The sequence below is a fragment of the Paludibacter propionicigenes WB4 genome, assembly GCF_000183135.1.
Classification (GTDB): Bacteria; Bacteroidota; Bacteroidia; order Bacteroidales; family Paludibacteraceae; genus Paludibacter; species Paludibacter propionicigenes.
This window is the reverse complement of record NC_014734.1, coordinates 887,754-909,413: the sequence shown is the minus strand read 5'-3', so window position 1 is coordinate 909,413 and position 21,660 is coordinate 887,754. Positions and strand designations below refer to the sequence as shown.

Annotated in this window: 22 protein-coding genes and 1 pseudogene; 10 read left to right on the top strand and 13 right to left on the bottom strand. The window is 35.5% G+C overall.

Annotation, left to right across the window (positions count from 1 at the left end; translation table 11 throughout):
* The first annotated feature begins 357 nt into the window (after positions 1–357).
* The 3 genes from PALPR_RS03760 (at position 358) to PALPR_RS03750 (ending at position 3,694) form a co-directional block, all read left to right on the top strand.
* Positions 358–1,512 (top strand): ATP-binding protein, encoded by a 1,155-nt coding sequence (locus PALPR_RS03760; protein WP_013444286.1) that lies wholly within the window; start codon positions 358–360, stop codon positions 1,510–1,512.
* Positions 1,513–1,610: 98 nt separating this feature from the next.
* Positions 1,611–2,645, top strand: a complete 1,035-nt coding sequence (trhO, locus tag PALPR_RS03755) for an oxygen-dependent tRNA uridine(34) hydroxylase TrhO (protein ID WP_013444285.1) — start codon at positions 1,611–1,613, stop codon at positions 2,643–2,645.
* Positions 2,646–2,713: 68 nt separating this feature from the next.
* A complete protein-coding gene (locus PALPR_RS03750) occupies positions 2,714–3,694 on the top strand; it encodes a tRNA dihydrouridine synthase (RefSeq protein ID WP_013444284.1) in 981 nt (326 codons plus the stop codon).
* Between the two features lie 77 nt (positions 3,695–3,771).
* Here the strand turns inward: PALPR_RS03750 and PALPR_RS03745 are convergent, their stop codons facing one another.
* The 4 genes from PALPR_RS03745 to mnmL form a co-directional block, all read right to left on the bottom strand.
* Positions 3,772–4,338: an inorganic diphosphatase gene (locus tag PALPR_RS03745; RefSeq protein ID WP_013444283.1), complete on the bottom strand. Its 567-nt coding sequence runs from the start codon at positions 4,336–4,338 to the stop codon at positions 3,772–3,774.
* Between the two features lie 167 nt (positions 4,339–4,505).
* Positions 4,506–5,678 carry a class I SAM-dependent methyltransferase gene (locus tag PALPR_RS03740; protein ID WP_013444282.1) on the bottom strand — a complete coding sequence of 391 codons (1,173 nt, stop codon included), beginning with the start codon at positions 5,676–5,678 and terminating at the stop codon, positions 4,506–4,508.
* A 97-nt stretch (positions 5,679–5,775) separates the two neighbouring features.
* Positions 5,776–6,228 carry a thioredoxin-dependent thiol peroxidase gene (gene bcp, locus PALPR_RS03735; protein ID WP_013444281.1) on the bottom strand — a complete coding sequence of 151 codons (453 nt, stop codon included), beginning with the start codon at positions 6,226–6,228 and terminating at the stop codon, positions 5,776–5,778.
* A 98-nt stretch (positions 6,229–6,326) separates the two neighbouring features.
* Positions 6,327–7,283, bottom strand: a complete 957-nt coding sequence (gene mnmL, locus PALPR_RS03730; protein WP_013444280.1) for a tRNA modification radical SAM protein MnmL/YtqA — start codon at positions 7,281–7,283, stop codon at positions 6,327–6,329.
* A gap of 155 nt (positions 7,284–7,438) precedes the next feature.
* Here mnmL and PALPR_RS03725 point away from each other — a divergent pair, with 155 nt between their 5' ends.
* The gene (locus PALPR_RS03725; RefSeq protein WP_013444279.1) at positions 7,439–8,296 is read left to right on the top strand and encodes a histidinol-phosphatase; all 858 of its coding nucleotides are present in this window, start codon (positions 7,439–7,441) and stop codon (positions 8,294–8,296) included.
* 21 nt (positions 8,297–8,317) lie between these two features.
* Here PALPR_RS03725 and bla read toward each other — a convergent pair whose 3' ends face one another.
* Positions 8,318–9,070 carry a subclass B1 metallo-beta-lactamase gene (gene bla, locus PALPR_RS03720; protein ID WP_013444278.1) on the bottom strand — a complete coding sequence of 251 codons (753 nt, stop codon included), beginning with the start codon at positions 9,068–9,070 and terminating at the stop codon, positions 8,318–8,320.
* A gap of 548 nt (positions 9,071–9,618) precedes the next feature.
* On the opposite strand from bla, the gene PALPR_RS03715 reads away from it, so the two are divergent.
* Positions 9,619–10,284 (top strand): hypothetical protein, encoded by a 666-nt coding sequence (locus PALPR_RS03715; protein ID WP_013444277.1) that lies wholly within the window; start codon positions 9,619–9,621, stop codon positions 10,282–10,284.
* Here the strand turns inward: PALPR_RS03715 and PALPR_RS03710 are convergent.
* The 5 genes and pseudogenes from PALPR_RS03710 to PALPR_RS03690 all read right to left on the bottom strand — a co-directional run.
* Positions 10,273–11,484 (bottom strand): annotated as a pseudogene (locus tag PALPR_RS03710) (serine hydrolase domain-containing protein); the annotation flags it as partial. The gene PALPR_RS03715 and the pseudogene PALPR_RS03710 overlap by 12 nt on opposite strands.
* 215 nt (positions 11,485–11,699) lie before the next feature.
* A complete protein-coding gene (locus PALPR_RS03705) occupies positions 11,700–11,933 on the bottom strand; it encodes a hypothetical protein (protein ID WP_041620190.1) in 234 nt (77 codons plus the stop codon).
* Positions 11,930–12,499, bottom strand: a complete 570-nt coding sequence (locus PALPR_RS03700; protein ID WP_041620188.1) for a GNAT family N-acetyltransferase — start codon at positions 12,497–12,499, stop codon at positions 11,930–11,932. The genes PALPR_RS03705 and PALPR_RS03700 overlap by 4 nt, the downstream gene beginning before the upstream one ends.
* Positions 12,500–12,519: 20 nt before the next feature.
* Positions 12,520–14,988, bottom strand: coding sequence for a glycoside hydrolase family 95 protein (locus PALPR_RS03695; protein ID WP_013444275.1), 2,469 nt, complete (start codon positions 14,986–14,988; stop codon positions 12,520–12,522).
* A gap of 61 nt (positions 14,989–15,049) precedes the next feature.
* Positions 15,050–16,162, bottom strand: a complete 1,113-nt coding sequence (locus PALPR_RS03690; protein ID WP_013444274.1) for an aldose epimerase family protein — start codon at positions 16,160–16,162, stop codon at positions 15,050–15,052.
* 200 nt (positions 16,163–16,362) lie between these two features.
* Between PALPR_RS03690 and PALPR_RS03685 the strand changes: the two genes are divergently transcribed.
* The 3 genes from PALPR_RS03685 (at position 16,363) to PALPR_RS03675 (ending at position 17,649) form a co-directional block, all read left to right on the top strand.
* On the top strand, positions 16,363–16,593 hold the full coding sequence (locus PALPR_RS03685) for a type I restriction enzyme HsdR N-terminal domain-containing protein (RefSeq protein ID WP_245544423.1): 231 nt from the start codon (positions 16,363–16,365) through the stop codon (positions 16,591–16,593).
* 235 nt (positions 16,594–16,828) lie between these two features.
* On the top strand, positions 16,829–17,191 hold the full coding sequence (locus PALPR_RS03680) for a hypothetical protein (protein WP_013444273.1): 363 nt from the start codon (positions 16,829–16,831) through the stop codon (positions 17,189–17,191).
* 92 nt (positions 17,192–17,283) lie between these two features.
* Positions 17,284–17,649, top strand: coding sequence for a hypothetical protein (locus PALPR_RS03675; protein WP_013444272.1), 366 nt, complete (start codon positions 17,284–17,286; stop codon positions 17,647–17,649).
* Positions 17,650–17,757: 108 nt separating this feature from the next.
* Here PALPR_RS03675 and PALPR_RS03670 read toward each other — a convergent pair whose 3' ends face one another.
* From PALPR_RS03670 to PALPR_RS03660, 3 genes are all read right to left on the bottom strand, one after another.
* On the bottom strand, positions 17,758–19,002 hold the full coding sequence (locus tag PALPR_RS03670) for an ATP-binding cassette domain-containing protein (RefSeq protein ID WP_013444271.1): 1,245 nt from the start codon (positions 19,000–19,002) through the stop codon (positions 17,758–17,760).
* Positions 18,999–19,385, bottom strand: a complete 387-nt coding sequence (locus tag PALPR_RS03665; protein ID WP_013444270.1) for an iron chaperone — start codon at positions 19,383–19,385, stop codon at positions 18,999–19,001. The genes PALPR_RS03670 and PALPR_RS03665 overlap by 4 nt, the downstream gene beginning before the upstream one ends.
* A gap of 63 nt (positions 19,386–19,448) precedes the next feature.
* On the bottom strand, positions 19,449–20,084 hold the full coding sequence (locus tag PALPR_RS03660; RefSeq protein ID WP_013444269.1) for a site-2 protease family protein: 636 nt from the start codon (positions 20,082–20,084) through the stop codon (positions 19,449–19,451).
* 244 nt (positions 20,085–20,328) lie between these two features.
* Here PALPR_RS03660 and hisA point away from each other — a divergent pair, with 244 nt between their 5' ends.
* Together hisA and PALPR_RS03650 are read left to right on the top strand one after the other, a co-directional pair.
* Positions 20,329–21,060, top strand: coding sequence for a 1-(5-phosphoribosyl)-5-[(5-phosphoribosylamino)methylideneamino]imidazole-4-carboxamide isomerase (hisA, locus tag PALPR_RS03655; RefSeq protein WP_013444268.1), 732 nt, complete (start codon positions 20,329–20,331; stop codon positions 21,058–21,060).
* Between the two features lie 146 nt (positions 21,061–21,206).
* Positions 21,207–21,626: a DUF5606 family protein gene (locus PALPR_RS03650; protein ID WP_013444267.1), complete on the top strand. Its 420-nt coding sequence runs from the start codon at positions 21,207–21,209 to the stop codon at positions 21,624–21,626.
* Positions 21,627–21,660: the final 34 nt, after the last annotated feature.

The window sequence follows — 21,660 nt, the reverse complement described above, 5'->3', positions numbered from 1 at the left end:
TGTTGACTTTAAATGACAGATTCATAAGTGCTTGTGATGCGTTTGAATCTTTCTCCAATTCGAACGCAAAGATAGTCTTTTTATGCGGTTTCTGAAATACATTATTGACTAAAAAGTAGTTGGTAATGGAAAATAACAACCGTTGAAATTATGAATCTTATCGTTTGATTTTAGTGTAAAAATGGAGCTTTTTGTTTGATTCAAATGATGGGTAAATGTAGTTTTTTTGAGTCTGTAGCTCTAAAAATAGAAGTAATTCTTTGAAATATTGCATTTTTTTATAAGTAAATATCTTGTATATCAAAAATATATACTACATTTGTACAATATTAAAGTTGTATTTTAAAATTGTACAGAATGTGGGTAGACAGAGAAATAAAAACAGAATTAGTTGATTTGGCTTTGCACTATCCGGTGGTAATGATAACCGGACCTCGTCAGGCTGGTAAAACTTCATTGGCTCGTCAGGTTTTTCCGGATAAGCCTTATTATTCTTTCGAAAATCCTGACGTGCGTCAACAAATTTTATCCGATCCTCGTGCTTTTTTTACAGCCAATCCTGATGGAGCCATTATAGATGAATTTCAGCGTTATCCCGAAATACTCTCGTATATACAAGGAATTGTAGACGAAAAGAAGCAAAATGGTCAATTTATTTTAACGGGAAGTAATAATGTTTCCATGTTGAGTAAAGTGACTCAAAGTTTGGCGGGTAGAGTGGCATTGTTGAAGTTGCTTCCATTCTCTATAGCTGAACTTGATGCTTTTGGGAAAAATTATTCGGTTAATGATTATCTATTGAATGGCTTTTATCCACGGGTGTATGCAGATAATCTGAATCCTACGAAAGCTTATCGGAATTATTATGAAACCTACGTTGAAAGAGACATTCGTCAAATTTTGCAGGTAAAGGATGTTTCACTATTTCAAAAATTTATGAAATTGTGCGCCGGTCGTGTGGGGCAACTTTTTAATGCAAATAATTTAGCGACAGAAGTTGGTGTTTCATCTATGACTATTCAAGCGTGGCTTTCGGCTTTGCAGGCAACTTATATTGTTTTTTTAGTGCAACCCTGGTCGGCTAATATCAGTAAACGGTTGGTTAAGACTCCTAAGCTTTATTTCTACGACGTGGGGTTGGCGGCTTATCTGTTGGGAATTGAAAACACCTCGCATGTTGAGACGCATCCGTTGCGAGGTTCGCTGTTTGAAAATATGGTAACGCTCGAATTACTTAAAAAGCGGTATAATTCAGGATTAGATAACAATCTATATTTCTATCGCGATAATCACGGTAATGAAGTTGATATTATGCAGGAAGCCGGTTATCAATTGAATTTATTTGAAATAAAATCAGCTGAAACGTTTACACCTCATTTTCTAAAAGGGTTGGATTATTTAAAAAAGATTGTACCCGATCGGGTAGGCAAATCGAATTTGGTTTATGCCGGTAGTGACGAAATGACTATCAAAGAACACCGCATTGTCAACTATAAAAATTTATTCAGCTAAGTTTTACGCTCACACTTTTTTAGGCAGAATAAAACAAATAACAAGAATCGGTTGTTATGTTCTACTCAAATTGAATTAATAAAAAGTAGAACGGGCAAATGTTAGAGAATAGAATTGACAGACGAATTTTAAAAGAAAACCTTCATAACGAGTCATTTAAACGACAAACAATTTCATTTTACAAGTATTTTGAGATAAACAATCCTACTGAATTTCGTAACCAGGTTTATGAGCAATGGTTTGCACTGAATTGCTTCGGGCGGATTTATGTAGCGCACGAAGGCATTAATGCTCAAATGAGTGTACCCGAAGATAATATGGCAGAGTTTTTAAAGCAACTGTACGCCATTCCACAACTTACCAATGTGCCAATTAAACAGGCGATTGAAGATGATGGAAAGTCATTCTACAAACTAACCATCAAAGTGCGTCCGAAAATTGTAGCAGACGGGTTGCCTGACAACACTTACGATTTATCAAAAGTGGGCAAACACCTAACTGCACTTGAGTTTCACGAAGCCATCGAAGAGCCGGAAGCGATTGTTGTAGATATGCGTAACCATTACGAAAGTGAAATCGGGCATTTTAAAAATGCTTTTTGCCCTGATGCAGATACTTTTCGCGAAGAAATTCTGATGGTGCTGGAAAAATATAAGGATGAGAAAGACAAGCCTTTTTTATTGTATTGCACTGGGGGTATCCGTTGCGAAAAGGCAAGTTCATTCCTGATTAACAACGGTTTTGAAAATGTGTCGCAACTCTATGGAGGCATTATCGAATATGCACAGCAAATAAAAAAGCTCGGCATTGAATCGAAATTTTATGGAAAGAATTTTGTTTTCGATCAAAGATTGGGGGAATCTGTAGATGGTCAAGTGATTTCTCATTGTCACCAATGCGGAAAACCTGCTGATACACATACCAATTGTGCCAATGATGATTGTCATTTGCTTTTTATCCAGTGCGATGACTGCAAAACGAAATATGAAGGTTGCTGTTGCGACGATTGCAAAACGGTTATTCAACTTCCACTCGAAGACCGTAAGAAATTGCGCGTTCAGCATCATCAAAAATACGCTGATAGCAAGATTTTTAAAAGCAGATTGCGCCCCAAATTAAAGGCAGATATTTAGCCTGTAGCTGATATTTACTCACTTCGTTCGCGATATTTGCTTCGAAAATAATAAATAGAATTGTAAATATGTTGAATTTCTGGCAATCTCTCCAAAAACCCATCATTGCGCTGGCACCTATGGAGGATGTGACTGATACCGTTTTCAGAGAGGTGATCCGTTCGGTCTCTGAATCGGATGCGTTGCATGTGATGTTTACGGAGTTTACTTCCGCCGATGGGCTTTGCAATGAGAAAGGACGGGAGTTTGTAGCTACCAGACTGCATGTGAGCGAAACAGAACGTGAGTTGCTCAAAGCTACAAACACTAAACTCGTTGCTCAGATTTGGGGATCCGATCCGGTGAAATTTCACGAAAGTGCAAAGTTGATTTCCGCTATGGGACTGTTTGATGGCATTGATATAAACATGGGCTGCCCGGTGAAAAAGGTTGTGAAAAACCATAGCTGTTCCGATTTGATTAATCATCCCGAAATGGCAAAACAAATCGTCGTAGCTACTCGCGAAGGGACTAACTTGCCTGTGAGTGTAAAAACCCGTATTGGATTTAGTTCTATAGTTACCGAAGAATGGATAGGGCAGTTGCTCGAAGTGCATCCGGCAGCCATTACTATTCATGGCCGAACGCGATCTATGATGTCAAACGGTTTAGCGTTGTGGGACGAGATTGGCAAAGCCGTTCAGCTTCGAAATCAGTCAAAAAGTTCTACTCTGATACTGGGGAATGGCGATGTAGATAGTCATGCTACCGCTTTAGCCAAGGTTCGAGACTTTGGAGTGGATGGAGTGATGGTGGGTAGAGGTGTTTTTAAAAATCCATGGATGTTCAATGCTGTTGACAAAGAAATAAGCAGACAAATGCGTATTGATTTAGTTGTAAAGCACATACAGCTTTATGATACAACATGGAAAGAGAAAGGGAATTTCAATGTGCTGAAGCGTTTCTTCAAAATTTATCTCAATGGTTTCGATGGAGCCGCTCAATGGCGCGATCAATTAATGCATTGTAAAAATTGTGGGGAAGCCTTGAACATAATTGAAAAAATGTAGTGTTCCTGATTAAAACCACAATCCCCTTAAGTTGATTGATCAATTTAAGGGGATTTGTTTGAATTTCTTTCTGATAGTTATTTTCCAAAGAACCACTTATGTAATTCTCCGTAATGTTGTTGGTACATTTTATAACTATTATTTAAAATTTCCATTGCCGTCTCTTTATCAAAGAATTTTTCAACTACAACAGTTTTGTTTTCCAACTTAGTATAGTCTTCAAAAAAGCTCATTATTTCAGTTGTCATGTGAGGTGGGAGCTCGGATATGTCATTGTAGTGAGTGACACTTGGGTCGCCGGCTGCTACAGCAATAATTTTATCATCAGCTTCGCCGTTATCCAACATTCTCATTACACCAATCACTTTGGCTTCGACTATACATAAAGGCACCACTTCTATTTGTGAAAGAATAAGGATATCCAGCGGGTCATGGTCATCGCAATAACTTTGTGGTATAAATCCGTAATTATGAGGATAATACATGGATGAAAACAATACTCTGTCTAAACGAAGAAGACCACTTTCTTTATCGAGTTCGTATTTAGCCCGGTTACCTTTGGGAATTTCAATAATACCTTTTACAACATCATTTGCATCAGTATGAGGAGTAACCTGATGCCAGGGATTAAAATTATTACGCATTTAGATTTGCTTTTTTAGTTATGATTTAAATTTTGTGTTTTTTGAGCGTGCAAAAGTAAAAAATAAAACTTACTTACGAACTGAAAGTACAATTTATTTTTATACATATTTTTCTGCGCTTTCTTTGTAATTATAATTGAAATAATCAGTTTACTCTTTATTTAGGTCTAAATTTCAAGAAGCTTTTCAAGATAATGTTTTTCAATACCATAAAGTTCTTTTATTGCACTAATATTTTTAAAAATATCTTGTTTGTTCCGTGGAAACCCTTTGGTTTTACGACCTACGATCATAACATTTTTAGGTGTGTGTTCCAATGAAATGAACTCAAAAACATTGGTTTTATAACCATATGCTTCTAAAATCATTGCTCGCAATGTGTCGGTTATGATTTCAGCCTGTCTTTCTTTAAGTATACCAAATCGGGTGACATTTGCAAGTTCATTCTGTACATGCATAGCTTTTCGAATCTGTTTATGGCAACAAGGGGCACAAACAATTAATTCGGCTTCCGATTTGATACCTCTGAAAATAGCATCGTCGGTGGCAGTATCGCAGGCATGCAGCGCAATGAGTATATCTATTTTATGGAGTTCAGCTTGTTCAATTGTTCCTTTCGTGAAACTAAGACCCGATAAATCGGCTTTTTGTGCAATATTATTGCAAGTATCTACTAATTCCTGACGAAACTCAACTCCGGTAGTTTTAATGTTCACTTTCAGTCTGTTAGTTACATAATCATAAAGGGTAAATGTTAAATAACCTTTACCGGAACCCATATCGGCAATGTGGAACTCATCAGTCAGTTCAAGTTCATTCAAATAGGGGGAAAGAAGCTCTATATACTGGTTTATTTGTTTAAACTTATCGCTCATCTCGCGACGAACATCTCCATTAATATTTGTAATACCCAATTCACGCAGGTAAATGTTGTCTTTCGTGTCAATCAGACGTTCTTTAGGTTTATCGTGAGTAAATGTGAGGTTTGTTGTCATTGTTGGTTTGTTGAATTTCAACAATGTTTTACCATTGGGTAGAGTAGACAAATTAATGTTCTCTTTTGCTGAAAACAAATCGGCATTTAGAAAATCATTTTCTAACAATTTTAGCAGCAGATCAATACCTTCGGTAATTTCAAAATTCTTTGTAATATCTTTTGTGTTATGTCGATAAACGAAATTCAGATAATAACCTTTTTTCAATTCTACAGGACTTACAATTAGTTTTTTGAGATCAGAATTCTTATCTCGTTTTCCGGCCAGTGTCAATTTTACTAACTCTTTATTGTCGATATGTAGTTGAAGTTTTTCGAAGAAAGTTGTTATCTGGCTGTTCTGCATTTTCTTTTTTTTGCAAAGGTACGGAATTATTCTATTTTCCGGAGTAAAAAAAGAGTCTTGCAATTCAGGCAAGACTTCATTTTTTCTAATTCGTTATTTATAGAATTTGAGAGGCGTGTGTTTTTGTATTTACCTCTTTGGGTAGCATAATGCGTGTAATAGTACCGGTTTCGTCGATAATAAATGTTGTACGGAATGTTCCCATGTATTGTTTGCCGTAAAGTGATTTTTCGCCCCATGTTCCGAAAATTTCGGATAGTTTCTTGTCGGTATCGGCAATTAGTTGAAATGGAAGATTTTGTTTTGCAATAAATTTCAGATGCGAAGCAGCACTGTCCGTACTTACGCCAATCACCTCATAACCTGCTTTTTGTAAATCGTCATAATTATCGCGTAAGCTGCAAGCCTGTGCAGTGCAACCTGGTGTATTATCTTTGGGGTAGAAGTATAGAACCACTTTTTTACCTGCAAAATCTGATAGCTTAATTTCTTTGCCATCCTGGTTTATTCCTAATACGGCTGGTGCTTTATCGCCTACTTGTAATGCCATAATAAATTATTTAATGTGTAATAATTAAGTTCTTTATATCTTTAACGGTTTAGTCTAAAAATTGTTTATTGGAAATTAATAAACTGTCTAAGTTTACATCATTCCTTTTTTACGAAGTGCTTTCCCTGCCATGTGTCACGCTCAATTAATCTTTTTTCAATCTTCACCGCAAACTCAAAGTTTTTTAAACCCCATTCAGGAGCAATGATAAGGCTTGGAGGTGACTGAGAAATAAAGCGTTCGATGGCAATCTCAGGATTTAATCTTTCAATAAAATCAATCAGCAAATCGATGTATTCATTGGCTGTATACAAGTTAAACCACTCAGGATGTTCTATATACTGTTTTGCCATAACCGTTTTGCGTATCAATTGAAGTTGATGTAACTTGATAGCTGTCAGCGGTAATTTCGATATTTTGTCGGCATGGCTCAAGACTGTTTCACTATCTTCTCGGGGAAGTCCAAGGATAAGATGTGCCCCGGTTTTGATACCTCGTTTTGCGGTGGAACGTATGGCTTCCTCAGCACAAGCATAATTGTGTCCACGGTTGATAAACTCCAGCGTTTCGTCGTTGGTTGACTCAATGCCATATTCAATCATTACATAAACGCTTTTCGACAGTTCCTCAAAATAGTCGAGCAGTTCATCGTTTACGCAATCGGGTCGGGTTCCTACTACAATTCCTTTTACCTGCGGGTGGGAGAGGGCTTCTTCGTAAATTGCCTTCAGCTTATCCAGCGAGTCGTAAGTATTTGTGTAGGATTGAAAGTAAGCCAGATAAAACTGGTTTTCGTATTTGTGTTTAAAGAAATTGATGCCCTCTTCTACTTGCTGGCTAACTGTTTTTATCGGTTTACAGTATTCTGGACTAAAACTTTGGTTATTGCAATAGGTGCAGCCTCCACGTCCTTTACTTCCATCTCGATTGGGGCAGGTAAATCCTGCGTTGATGGATATTTTTTGAATTCGCTCAGCAAATTCTGATTTCATTACCTGATTGTAATTTAGGTAGCGTTGCTGGTCGGGGAGTTGTATCGGTTTTATTTCTGTCATTTCCACTTGTTCTGTTTGCAAAGATACTTATAACCTTATTTGCTGCAAAATAGTTTTGGCTCTCATTTTTATTGTGATTGTTTCTCCTCTTTTTCTTATTTTTGTAGACGAAATATAGGGCGTTAACTATCATTCGTCAATTATCAACAGAATAAATGTACTGGTCAAACTATCATAGTCACTGCACGTTTTGTGATGGGCGAAGTCCGATGGAGGAATTCGTCAAATTTGCTATTGCTAAAGGAATCAGAAGATATGGGTTCTCTTCGCATGCACCACTTCCTTTTCTGACTAAATGGACTATGCTTGAGGATGATTTTGCTGATTATCAATCCGAATTTTATAGATTGAAAGATAAATATAGCGAATGTATCGAATTGTATATAGCGTTGGAAGTTGATTATATAGATAACTGTTCGAGCATAAATAATGAGTTTTTCCGCGATAAATTTCTCGATTATTCTATTGGATCCATTCATTATCTGGATGAACTCTCCGAGAATAACTACTGGACAATCGATGGTGATTTTTCTGAATTTGACAAAGGATTAAATAAGCTTTTTGGCGGTGATATAAAATTGGCAACGAAACGGTTTTATGATGTTACGTCTAAAATGATTCAGCAAGGAGGGTTTGATATTGTAGGACATTTGGATAAAATAACTCTTCATGGAGTCAATTACAGAGATTTTGATACATCGTCCGGCTGGTATAAAAATCTGATTGGTGATGTTCTTCAATTGATTAAAAATAAGGGCTTAGTCTTAGAAATTAACACGAAATCTATTGCGCAAAAAGGAGTTACTTTTCCTCAACAGGAGTTTTACCAACTTGTCAATGAGTTAAATATCCCAATTGTGGTAAATTCAGATTGTCATTATCCAACTAACGTGATTGATGGTTTTGAGCTTACTTACAGAAAATTAGAACAAGCCGAATTTAAAGCCATGCACCAATATATATCTGGCAGTTGGCAAGCAGTTGAATTTAACAGTGAAGGTTTGATGGGATAATAATCAATAGCTTTGCTTTATTTAATTATTGGCTAATAGCTTTAATGTATGTTCAAATACTGATGTATTGCCTATTTCTCCATGTCCGGGTATTACAATTATAGCATCCTGGTATTTCTTTTTTATGAGTTCCACACTTACAGGCCATGCTTTCAAATCAGCATCTTTTATATTTCCTTTGTCTTTTGCTTCCAACGATTTTAGTAGGCAACCACCAAATAAAATTTTGTCTTCTGGTAGCCATATCACTATATTATCAATGGAATGGCCGGCTCCGGGATAGAATAACTCAAGATGTAGGGTTTGTAAATCAAGGGCAAAAAAACTGGTAAAAAGAAAATCAATATGTTTGTTTTGTGATTTTAATAAGCTCGCAGTTTTGCTAAGTCCAAATGAGTTTATGCCAAGCTTACAGATTTGGCGTAAACCACCTGAACTATCTTCATGAAAATGAGATACAATTACTTTCGTCACTTTTCTTTTAAACTTCTTTTCAATACAAGCGAGAAGAACTGAAGTTAAAGAGTCATTCACAGGAGTGTTAACTAATACAAGATCCTTTGTATCAATAATTAGTAAGTGATTGCAATCCAATTGACCATTTGCAGCGAAAGACGATTGAATCAAAAATGCATTGTTTGTGAGTTGGGTTATAGCAAAGTTTCTGTCAAGCTGATCTGCCTTATTTTTTGTTAGCTGATAATTTGTTTGAGCGAATAAATTTGTAAGAGACAATAAGAAAACAAAGAGAGTTAGATGGATTTTTGGTTTCATGACTATATTAGATTAAATGGATATTTTAGAAAAAACTAAAAACAGCTTTTTGAAACGACTCTCTTTAGGCATTATTTGTGATAATTTAACTCCTAATACGCACGGTATAGAATATTGAGAATGGGAAGCAATAATTTGATTTATAAGAATAAATCAATAATAAAACTTATCATTCGTTAAGTTATTTCTTTATTGGAGTTTCAAAGTATATTTTCAATTTATACAAATTATCAACATATGCTATCTGTATATTATCATAAATAAAACTCAAAGTTACAGATTTTTTTGAAATTATAATCAATTATTAAATGCAATTGGATTTTTTGCTACAATTTTAACGTGGTGGAGTGTAGAATATTAGATAAATATGTACATTAAAAGTTAATATTCAAATAAAAATCTAGAGCTGGAGACACCTTTTTTTTGATAAAATATATCAATAATTAGCCTGTCTTACCAATAAATGAGTATCTTTGTTATTATTAAAAATGTATAAATGAGACTATTACTCTGAGTATAAAAACATAACAAAATTAAGATGTAATATTATGAGAAAAACAACAATCTTTTTAGCCTTTATTGCATTATCTATGTCGCTTTGTGCAATGTCTGAAGAAATAACTACAAATGGTTTTATTTTTCCGGAATATCAAAAAGGCAAAGTTTATTTCAAAAACAAGCAAGTTGTTGAGGCTTTATTGAATTATGAAATGATTTCTAAACAAATGCTTTTTAAACAGAATGATCAGATTTTATCTTTAGGATTGCCAGAAACAACAGACTCAGTTGTTATTGCCGGTAGAGTTTTTGTTTTCTATGAGAACGTTGAGTTTTTTGAGAAGATAACAGCAGGTAAAGAATCTCTTTATATACAAACAAATTCCACGATGGTAATTGATGGAAGAGAAGCTGGTTATGGAGGTTTTTCTCAAGTCTCTAATACGAAATCAGTTAATTCATTTTCTTCTGATGGTGATGGCGGACAACCTTTGACTCATTTAACAGGAAATGTTCAGTATAGAGCCAAAATGAGTTATACTTATTGGGTTAAACAAGGAAATAAATTTTCTAAAATTAGTTCAAAAAATCAGGCATTGAGAATATTTTCTAAACAGAAGCTAGATGTACAGGCTTACCTAGATTCACACAAAGTTGATTTCGATTCACTTAAAGATGTCAAGGATCTGCTGATATATTGTTATTCACTTCAATGATTGATAAACAACTTCTTGTATTTTAGTTCTTATTCCCATTCTGGCTAATTTATTAGTTCCATCTGAGGGATAAGTTCTGTTACTCAAAAAAACGTAAATTAGTTTGTTCGTGGGATCGACCCAACAGCAGGTTCCTGTATAACCTGTGTGTCCGTAAACAGTTTCCGGAGCAGATTCACAACAAGGACTATTAAGCATATGAGGCGTGGGCTTGTCAAAACCAAGACCGCGCCTTTTATTTGCCGAGGTACTTGTAGTGAAAAGATAGCAAGTCTCTTTGCTTAAATAGCGTTTACCATCCAGTTCTCCTTGATTAAGTAACATCTGATATACCCTTGCTACATCTCTCGAATTGGCAAATAAACCGGCATTACCCGATACACCCCCTAAAAGTGCTGCATCCGGATCATGTACAAAGCCCTGTATAATTCCATTTCTCAAGAAATCTTTTTTTAAAGTTGGAGCAATATTTTCTCTTTTAAACTTTCGGAGAGGAAGATATGCTATGTTGTTTAATTTCATTGGAATATAAAATTCTTTGTCGAGATAGGCATCCAATGGTATTGCTTTAATGGCTTCAACAATTTCTTTCAGAAGAATAAAATTTATACAACTATAAACATAGGTTTTACTTTTTAAGCGAGTATTGGCAATCATTTGCATAGCAGCCTGATGAAAATGATTATGTAAATAGAAACTGTCGGAAACTTGCAGAGTAAATTCATTAGTAGGAATATTTGATACCCAGTCGTATTTATATTTCATTGTTTTACTATTCAGCTTGACAGGTTCAGATAGTTTATTAGCTGAATTCAAAACAGGATTGAGTTTTTTTTCAACCACCAACTTATAAAATGGAAGCCCTGCAGGTAATCCACTTTCGTGGAACAATAATTCGGAAATAGTAATACTTTCTTTGTCTGTTCCTTTTAGAAATTCAAGGTATTTGGATGCTTTATCTGTTAGTTTGAGTTTACCTTCGTCATAAAGTTTCATAATCGCAAGTAACGTTCCGGTAGTTTTTGATAACGATGCCAGATCATACATGGTTGCGCTAGTGACTTTTTGCGGGCTCTCGTAGGTGTAGGTTCCAAAGCATTTGTCGTAAAGAGTTTTACCGTCTTTTATAACCAATATCTGACAGCCTGGAAAGGCTTTAGACTGAATACCGCTCTTTACAATAGAGTCAATACGTTTAAGAGCTTCGGCATTAATCTGTACTCCAGGACTGGAATTTGATTGAGATACGGTAGTCGGTTTAATGCGGGCTGGCAGATCGCACCAATCCTGAACAATAACTATTGGCGTTAGAAAAATGAGTAATATAAGTATTTTCTTCTTCATGTAAGGATGTTTTTTCTCTCATAAAGAGAGATAATTATCTTTTCAACGCTTCTCTTTTTATACAATGCTAATCAGCCAAAATTTCCGCCAATACGACTGTACATTCTATCTAGCTTGTAATCAATATCTTTTCCCATAATCATTCTTGTACCAATAGATGCCTCTACGAAACCATTATTCAGTAAAAACTCACGTCCACCAATATTCTCAGATGGAAGCACAGCTTTATCTGTTCTGGAGTATTTAAGCTTCATTAGTTCTAATCCAGCTTCATCATTAATGGCAAAGATTAATCCTTCTTTCAAACCAGGCAAGTAATATCCTTCAACAATATTGTTGCTAACATACAAAATAGATTTTTTTGCGAATACTTCAAGTAATATTTTCTATTTTCGCCGGAAATTTCTCTATCTAAGTCGTATATAGCGTTTCTGTATTTCTCGTCAAAAGGAATTATCTTATTTGAAAAATCAGATTCTATCCAAGGTTTCTCTCGTTTGAAAAAAATATATTCTGATGCAATCTTAAATCCAGACTTAGCGTATATAGGTTTTCCTAAGCTTGTAGCAATAAGTGAGCATGTTTGAATATGCTGTTTTTTTAATGTATCCAACAAATGATTCACTATTTGAAATCCTATGCCGTTGTTTCTATATTCGCTTCTAACAATGATGTGTGCTATCCATGCTGTATTTTCGAAAACAATTTTTGTTCCTATTCCAACTATTGTATTGTCAATTGTAGCTTTTATTGGTTCGCAGAATGGTGAGTTAATGTAAAATTCAATATCGGGGATTATGTCATCCCAATCTGAAGGTTGCAATTCTCGTATTTCATCTAAATCTACTTTTGTTATCTTTTCATATAACATACGCTAAAATATTATTAGGATTAAAGAGGCAATAGCTCATAGATTTTCCCTTTTACAGCAGGGAATTCTAGCGTGTAAAAACTATTATTTTTAGTTGATTTTATAGGTAATCCGTTTATTTTTAATGCAGAAGTAGAACGTATAACACATTTGCTAGTCAAGTTTGGCTTAACCACGATTTTTTGAGGCTTTCCGTTTCTCCACTCAATATCCAGAACAAAACCACCGCGGGCAACCAGACCTTTTACTTCCCCACTTTTCCAAACATCCGGAAGAGCCGGAAGTAGTTCAATATAGCCGTTGTGACTTTGTAATAACATCTCTGCAATGCCGGCAGTACCACCAAAATTTCCGTCAATTTGGAATGGTGGGTGGGCGCAAAACAGATTGGGATAGGTGCCGCCTCCGTTGGACATGTTTAGATCGGCATTGTCGGTAGATTTTAGCAGGTTTTTCAATAACTGATAAGCGCGATTGCCATCTTTTAGGCGTGCCCAAAGGTTTACCTTCCACGCCAACGACCAACCTGTACCAATATCTGTTCTTACATCCAAACTTTTTCGGGCAGCTGCAGCCAGTTCAGGTGTTCTATTCGGGTCTATCTGAGAGCCGGGATAGAGCATATACAAGTGCGAAACGTGTCTGTGATTTATTTCTGTTTCTTTAAATTCTTCGCTCCATTCCATAAGTCGTCCATCGGAACCTATTTTTGGAGTTGCCAGATTTCGTAAAGCTATATCAATCTTGGCCAACAATGGATCTGTGTTTTTTAAAACTTTAGAAGCAGTCAGCACGTTAGTAAATAGCTCATGTATAATTTCCTGATCGTGAGATGGTCCCATGCAAATAGAGCCCCTTGAGCCATCCGGTGCTATAAACGAATTTTCAGGAGAAGTGGAGGGACCTGAAACCAATTTACCTGTTTTAGGATCGGTAACCAGCCAATCGAGATAGAATCGAGCGGCATTTAGCATGACAGGATAAACTCTTTGTAGATAATTTCTATCAAGTGTAAACGTGTAATGATCCCAAAGATGACGGCAAAGCCAGCCGCCTCCGGCTACATACAAACCCCAGTTTATTCCTTCACCAGGAGATGTATATCCCCAAACATTGGTGATTGGTTGTACGCACCAACCCGAAGCGTTGTATTGAACGGCAGCCGATATTTCTCCAGGCTTTACGAGAGATTCAATCAGGCGAGATAAAGGACTAAAACATTCACTGAGGTTTACAATATCTGCACCCCAATAATTCATTTGTACGTTGATGTTCGAATGATAGTCGCAATTCCATGGCGCCTGAATTTTGTTGCACCATATGCCTTGCAAATTGGCAGGAAGTGAGCCTTCTCGGGAAGAGGATATTAGCAAGTACCGACCAAACTGGAAATAAACTTCTTGTAAATGAAGATCATCAGGATTTTTTGTCTGATTGCGTAATCTTCTGTCCGTTGGGATAGTATCTGGATCATTATCAGATAAATTGAGACTGACTTTCCCAAAAAGAGCGGCATAATCTACCGTGTGATTTTTCAAAAGAGTAGGATAGGGTTTAGATGAGGCTTTAGAAAGTTGATTCTGAGTCGTTAATCGTGGGTCATCGCCAACAAAGCTTGGATATTCTTGCTTGTAGTTAGTCGAAGCAGTTAGTATCATAATCACTTCATCGGCTCCTTCCACACGAATTTCGTTGTTTTTGTAATTCAGCTTTCCACCTCTCGTCGTTGCTTTTAGTCGGGCAGCATATTTCATACCATCACCACCTTGGCCATTAGTTAGCGCTCCGGTCATCAGTAAATGATCGTTCTCAACACGTGTTTCAAATCGCTCGGGACGAGTGAGTTCGGTTGTAAAGCTCAGTGCTCCTTTCTTATCAGCAGTAAGGTGTATGATCAATGCACGATCAGGGTAGCTGGCAAATATCTCCCGCTTGTACCTGACTCCATTCTGCGAGTAAGAAACCGTAACTACACCCCGATTCAGATCAAGTTCTCGAACATAATTTTCAAAAGGAGCTGTTTTGCCAAAATCAAAAAAAAGATTGCCCAATGTCTGGTACGATCCATACGGAACATTAGTTCCGCTTCCTGTTCCAGAGCCCACTCCTTTGCAAATCTGGGTCTTGTTGGTTAGTTCATTGGCTTCTTTGTATTTTCCTTCGAAGAGAAAATTCCTAATCTGACTCAAAGCCTCGGCAGCTTGGGGATTGTTGTTGTCGTCCGGACTACCTGACCACAAAGTCTTTTCGTTCAATTGAATCAATTCCTGATTTACATTACCATATACCATGGCACCCAGAAAACCATTTCCAATAGGTAGTGCATTTAGCCATTCGTTGTCATTCTTCCAACTGTTTCTTATGTCAGAGTTTAGAGCAGCTGCAGGCTTATCGTACCATACCCGAACCTTTTTTATGGCTTGTAAGTTGTTGGTCGCTATATGAATAGCAAATAGTAAAAGTGTAAATCTGATTAACCCTAATTTCATTCTTGCGATTAGTTTTTCTGATTGTTTGATTGGATTAAACTGAATTCAAGATGGGACTTGTCTATTCTTTTCGTATTGAAAATTTATAAATTGTTCTTGATTTCATTTTTACTCCGGGGTTTAAAACAGTAGTTGGAAAGGTGGATTGATTTGGGCTATCTGGAAAGTGTTGTGTTTCAAGTGCAAATCCTGAGCGAGTATTAACGCCTTTTGTTCCATTCTCTATTGCTCGTTTCCATTGCATGCTATTGCCAGAATAGAATTGTAATCCCGGTTCATCTGTTATAACTTCCATTACTCGTCCGCTTTCAGGGTCGTATACTGTAGCATCTACTTTTTCTTTGTTGTCGAGCACATAATTATCGTCATATCCCTGAAATGTAGAACTCTCGTATGTTTCTCCTATTTTATAACCAATTGTATGTGGGGTGGTGAAGTCGTAGGGCGTTCCTTTTACCTGTTTGATTTCGCCAGTTGGTATTTTTGTAGAATTTAGGGGAGTATAGGCAGAAGATTTTAGGGTGAGTATGTGATCAAATATATAACCTTTGCCTGCTCCATGCAAATTAAAATAGGCGTGATTAGTCAAGTTTATAACTGTTTTTTTATCAGTTGTTGCAGCATAATCAATGATAATTTCATTTTTGTCTGTCCATGTATAAGTAACTGATACTTGAACAGTTCCCGGAAATCCTTCTTCCATATCAGGGCTAGTGTATGAGAATTTGACTGCTGGTGATTTACTTTTTACGGTTTCGGTATTCCAAACTTTTGTGTACCAACCGTTAGGACCTCCATGCAGCGTGTTAGGTCTGTTGTTTATAGGTAAATTATATTCTACTCCGTCTAGCGTAAACTTTCCGTTAGCAATTCTGTTGGCAAAACGTCCTATAGTAGCTCCTCCAAACGGGTCTCCTTTTACAATTCCGTCAAATTTATCTGAACCAATGGTCACATTGTCAATATTCCCATTTTTATCAGGAACGTTGATTTGCACAATCTTGGCTCCATAATTTGTTACTTTTAATACATTGCCGGCTTTATTCGTAAGTGTATAAAGAATTACTTCCTTGTCTTTGTAGTTGCCCAGTACTTCTTTATTGACTTTTAGTTGCTGACCGAAACTAGCGACGCATATTAGAAGTGCCGCAATAATTAATTTGATGTTTTTCATGTTGAAATATTATATTTAAGATTGTGTTTGTTTAATTGTGAATTTTTTAGCAGCTGTATAAATTTATTTTTAAATAATAAACTTGGATAGAGACTTATAGATTGTGATTTTATCCGGTACGAGCTTTTTATAGCTTTCTGTTTATTTCAACGTCAAAGATAAAAACTATTTTATCTTTAACCTAATGTTCCACAGTATTTATGGGTCAAAAAATATTAATTATTTTTACTTTTTGCCGGAGTTTTATTAGAAACGTACCCATATCTCAATCCACCTTTGATCAGGTAGCTGTGTATAACAGCAAATTAAACGTGGATTTGTTTATTGTCAGCAACGGAATTGAGCACTTTTGCTGTAAAGTAAACACCAAAACAGCACAATATGAGTATTTTTCCCAAATTCCGGACTATTCCGCCATTAAAGGTTGTTAGATTTTATCATTTATATCTATCTGATAATCAGATGTAATTAATAAAAACATGTTATATAACAGTTAAATATGCGTGGTCGAACGAAGATTTAACTCGAAACGTGCTTATTTTATGTTGTAAAACATATAATTTTGCATCGTCAATCAGAGAAGATTTGATAAGACGTATTTAATCTTTATTTTTTCGTTTAATAGGTATAGGTATAAAAGAAGATTGTTATTTAAATTTCCAGGTTATGAAAAAGATTTTAATGTTAGTTTTGGTATTAGTTGCAACTTCAGCTAGTACGTTCGCTCTCAATCCTAAGGATTACTCAGTGTTTTATTCGCTAAACAATAAATCAACTTTCAGCGGTATAGTAAAGTATTTAGAAGCAGATAAAGAACAAGCTGATTTTCTCAAACAAATATTCGATGAAACAACTAAAGAATTGGATAACGCTACAAAAAGCAACAACGAGAAATTAGCAGAAAGCGTAATGAAATACAACTTGTACAATGCCAAATGTGTTTTGTCGCAAGATCAATACGAAAGATATTTGAAAATGCTCAATACATTTTCGTACAACGAAAAATCAGTGTTAGTTGCTCAAAAATAAGCAGGCTAACCATTCAAAAAAGACGTTTTTTTATTAGGTATTATATTTTTATTAAAGGTATTTTAAATTGTATAATTTAATTTTTTAAGGTTATGAAAAAGATTCTTAGTTTAATAGTTATCCTGGTAGCATTTGGCGCCAGTGTCTCAGCAGTAAATCCAAGTGATTACAGTATTTTCTACAAACTTAATAACGCAGGCACTTTCAGCTCGATAGTTCGTTATTTGGATGCAGACAAAGAACAAGCAGATCAACTTAAATATGTGTTTTCACTTACTGAAAACAAGTTGAACTCGTCATTGAAAGCCGACAACGAAAACTCAGCTCAAAAAGCATTGATGTTCAATCTGGCTAACGCTAAAGCTATTCTTTCCGAATCGCAATACAGAAAATATCTGACTATGCTCAATGTATCTGTTTACAATGAAAAAGTAACGTTACTTGCTATCAACGAATAAGCAAGAACTAACTCATAAAAAATGAGGGTGTATCAACTAGATTGATACACCCTCATTTTTTTTGATAAAAACTTATTTTTGTCAAATTCACTATGATGCTTGGAATTGTTATCTAACTATTCCTGTGGAGCCATTTTTACCCGGAATTAATTCATAAACCATATCTGGTTTCAATCCGGGCTCATCACGATGGGACACATAAAGAATTGTAATCTTTTTTTCTTTAGCAATTGCGTTTATCATGTCGATAAACAAAAGGCTATTTTCATCATCCAGCTCAATTGTAGGTTCATCTAAAATTAATAATGGAGGATGTTTTACCAGTGCGCGTACCACCATTACCATTCGCTGTTGTCCAATGGATAAACTTTGGAACGACTTGTTGCAATACGATGCACTTAGCATTAAAATCCATTTTTTAGCAATATCTTTTTGTATATCAGTGGGTTTACAATATAGTCCTACAGAGTCCATAAGTCCGGATATAATCATATTTTCTACTGTATCGTCCCGTGTAAACTGCTGAATCATAGCTGGTGTAAAATATCCGATTTGTCGTTTGATATCCCAAATAGATTCACCTGAACCTTTCTTCTTTCCAAATAAAACCATGTCTTGACCATACCCACGGGGGTTGTCTCCGATAATAATTGATAGTAAAGTACTTTTACCCGAACCATTTGGACCAACCAGTTGCCAGAATTCTCCTTTTTGAATAGTCCAGCTGATCTTGTTTAAAACAGGTTTTTCAATGTACTCAACTGAAACAGAATTAAGCTGAACAAGAGGGTTAATGTCGGCGTGGGTTTCGTCGTAGCCTTGTGGAAAATTCAATGTCAGTTGATTGGTTGACGAAATAGTTTGTTTAGTCTTAAATACTTCAGCATCCTGAACGTCAATTATTGCATTATTTTCATCTACTGTGTAAACAGTTTTAATGCAGGGCAACATATCTCTTTTTCTGAAGAAAAGTTGGATCAATAGGGTGTTTTCTGCCAATTGACTCAATGTGTTGGTTATAGATTCTTGTGTTGCTTTATCTATATTACTATATACATCGTCAAGTACAATGTAATCTGGTCTTTGCAGTATCAGGTAATCTAGCAGAGCTTTCTTTTGCTGGCCGCTGGACATTGAACCAAGACTTTTATTTTCAGAAGTGTATATCGGAAACTTATCATGCCGAATTTCGTCTTCAATAAATCGGTTAATTGTTAGAGTGGAATGTAATAAGCCTTTTAGCGATTCCAGGTTAATATGATCTTTAAGATACTTGTTAGATATTATTTGCTCCAAAATCAGGTTTTTATTCGAAGCATTTGAGAGGTAAAGCCCAATTGAATGTATTGTCATCTTTTATTCTTTTTTGCAACAGCTTTTTCAGTATTCTCGGTTACTCTAAACTGTACTATCTTGGAAATTAAATCTAATGGGAGTGGTTTGTCTATTGGAAACTGAACAGTTCCTTTTGCATTTTTAAATGCTTTGATATCTTCTTTAAAGGCTTCTATGCCAGAAGCTCCGGGGTAAAAACCAATATGATTTTTATATGCAGCAAAATAAACTAACATACCGTGAAATTTGAATGCTGGCATACCATAACTGATAATTTCGCTTGCTTCTGGAGCATTATTTATGATAGTTTGTCTTATCAAGTCAAGCATTTTCTGGATATCAGTTGGAAAGTTAGCAATATATTCATCTATGTTTTTTGCCTGAATCTTGTCTGTTTCCATAATAAATAAGCTATTTAATCATTATTATTTATCAACAATTTCGTGATTAATATGTTTTTAGAATCAAAAACTCATCAGGTCTATAAAAAACTTACTCAGACCACTTACCATATCAGAAATATGCAAGATATTGATTCCCAGTTTATTTTCAGCAACGATTATAAGTATTAAACCTAAGGTTCCCCATTTATACATATTTGTCATGAGTTTAGGATTAATCTCTTTTAAAAATGTCAGGTATATATGAGATCCATCCAACGGAGGAATTGGAATCAGATTAAAAACAAATAAACTAAAGTTGATTATTCCCCAGGTCATGATCAGGTTAATAATTTCTAAATTCGATGTTTGAAAGTAGCTCGTCGAATATAAAACCCGAGCAATAACAAAAAATAAAATGGCCAGTAAAAAGTTAGATATTGGTCCGGCAATGGATATAATAATTTCATCACGATGCTTGTTTTTCAAATTATTCGGATTAAAGCTAACCGGTTTAGCCCAGCCAAAGCCGGCAATGATAATCAGAAAGAATCCTAGCCAATCGATATGTTTCAAGGGATTTAATGTCAGTCGGCCTTCTTCTTTGGCAGTGTTATCACCCAGTTTATAAGCGGCATAGGCATGAGAGAATTCATGCACTGTGAGTCCGATGACTGCTGCAGGTGCAATTTTTAAAATATCAGCTAAATCTAATGCCATATTGATAATTATCATGTTTTCTATTGTCTGCAAATATATTCAATAATAGTTAACAATTTTGTGAAATTGAGTTTTATTACTGAAATATAATGAAGATTCTCTAAATTCATCTTTTGATATCTTCTGTACATAATTCAGTTTGCTTTATCTTTCATTTTTTAGTACTTTTGTAAAGCTTTTCATAACAGTTTAAAGTCGTTCTATTGATTGACTTTGAACATCAAATCTGTAACTTTATAACTCTGTGATTGAAATAATTCCTGCCATTGATTTGATTGATGGAAAATGTGTTCGCCTTTCGCAAGGCGATTATGCACAAAAAATCGTATACAACGAAAACCCGTTGGAAGTTGCAAAAATGTTTGCTGATGCAGGTATTCGTCGTTTGCATTTAGTTGATTTAGATGGTGCTAAGGCTCATCATATAGTAAATCATAAAGTGCTTGAAAAGATTACTTCAGGTACTAACTTGATTGTAGATTTTGGAGGTGGACTAAAGTCGGATGACGATTTGAGAATAGCTTTTGAGTGTGGAGCAAGTATGATTACAGGTGGAAGCATAGCGGTAAAGAACCCGGAAGTTTTTGGCTCTTGGATTAGCCGATTTGGTGGTGATAAAATCATTTTGGGAGCAGATGTAAAAAACGAGAAAATTGCTGTAGGAGGGTGGCTCGAAACCACTGAAATTGATTTGATGCCTTTTGTCGCGAACTACATGTCAAAGGGAGTTAATAAGGTGATTTGTACAGATATAAGTAAAGATGGCATGCTTCAAGGACCGGCTATAGATCTTTACAAAAAGATGCTATCCGAAAAACCCGAGATGTATTTAATAGCCAGTGGAGGAGTAAGTTCGCTGCATGATATCGAACTACTTCAGGAAGCTGAAGTTCCGGCAGTAATAACCGGTAAAGCTATATACGAAGGAAGAATTAAACTAAATGAACTTACTCGCTTTCTAATTAAAAATCAATAATTTGAAGCCGATAAGTAGACAATATGTAGTATATTTGTCAGTTCAGAAAAGAATCTTGTAAATTTGCACTCAGAATATTGATTCAGCGTGAATTGATTCAGATTTTATTTTTGTATTGTATTTGTGAATTATGAATTAAAAAAATTATGTTGAAAGAAATTTTATCCGTAACCGGTAAACCCGGACTTTTCAAACTTGTATCACAAGGTAAAAATATGTTGATTGTTGAGTCATTAATTGATGGTAAACGTTTTCCGGCTTACTCAAAAGACAAAGTTGTATCATTGGGAGATATTGCTATTTTTACAGAAACTGCTGAAGTTCCCTTAGGACAGGTGCTCGAAAGTTTAAAAGCAAAAGAAAACGGTGCGGTTTGTTCTATCGATCCAAAATCTGATAACGATAAGCTTCGTAAATATATGCTCGAAGTCCTTCCTGACTATGATCGGGATCGTGTATATCCTAGTGATATTCGTAAATTGTTATCATGGTATAATATTCTTATTAATGCTCAAGTTACAGAATTTGTTGCAGAAGAAAAAGAAGAAGAGGTTGCGGCGAAATAATTTTTGTGCGTGATTAATCGATTGAAAAACAAAG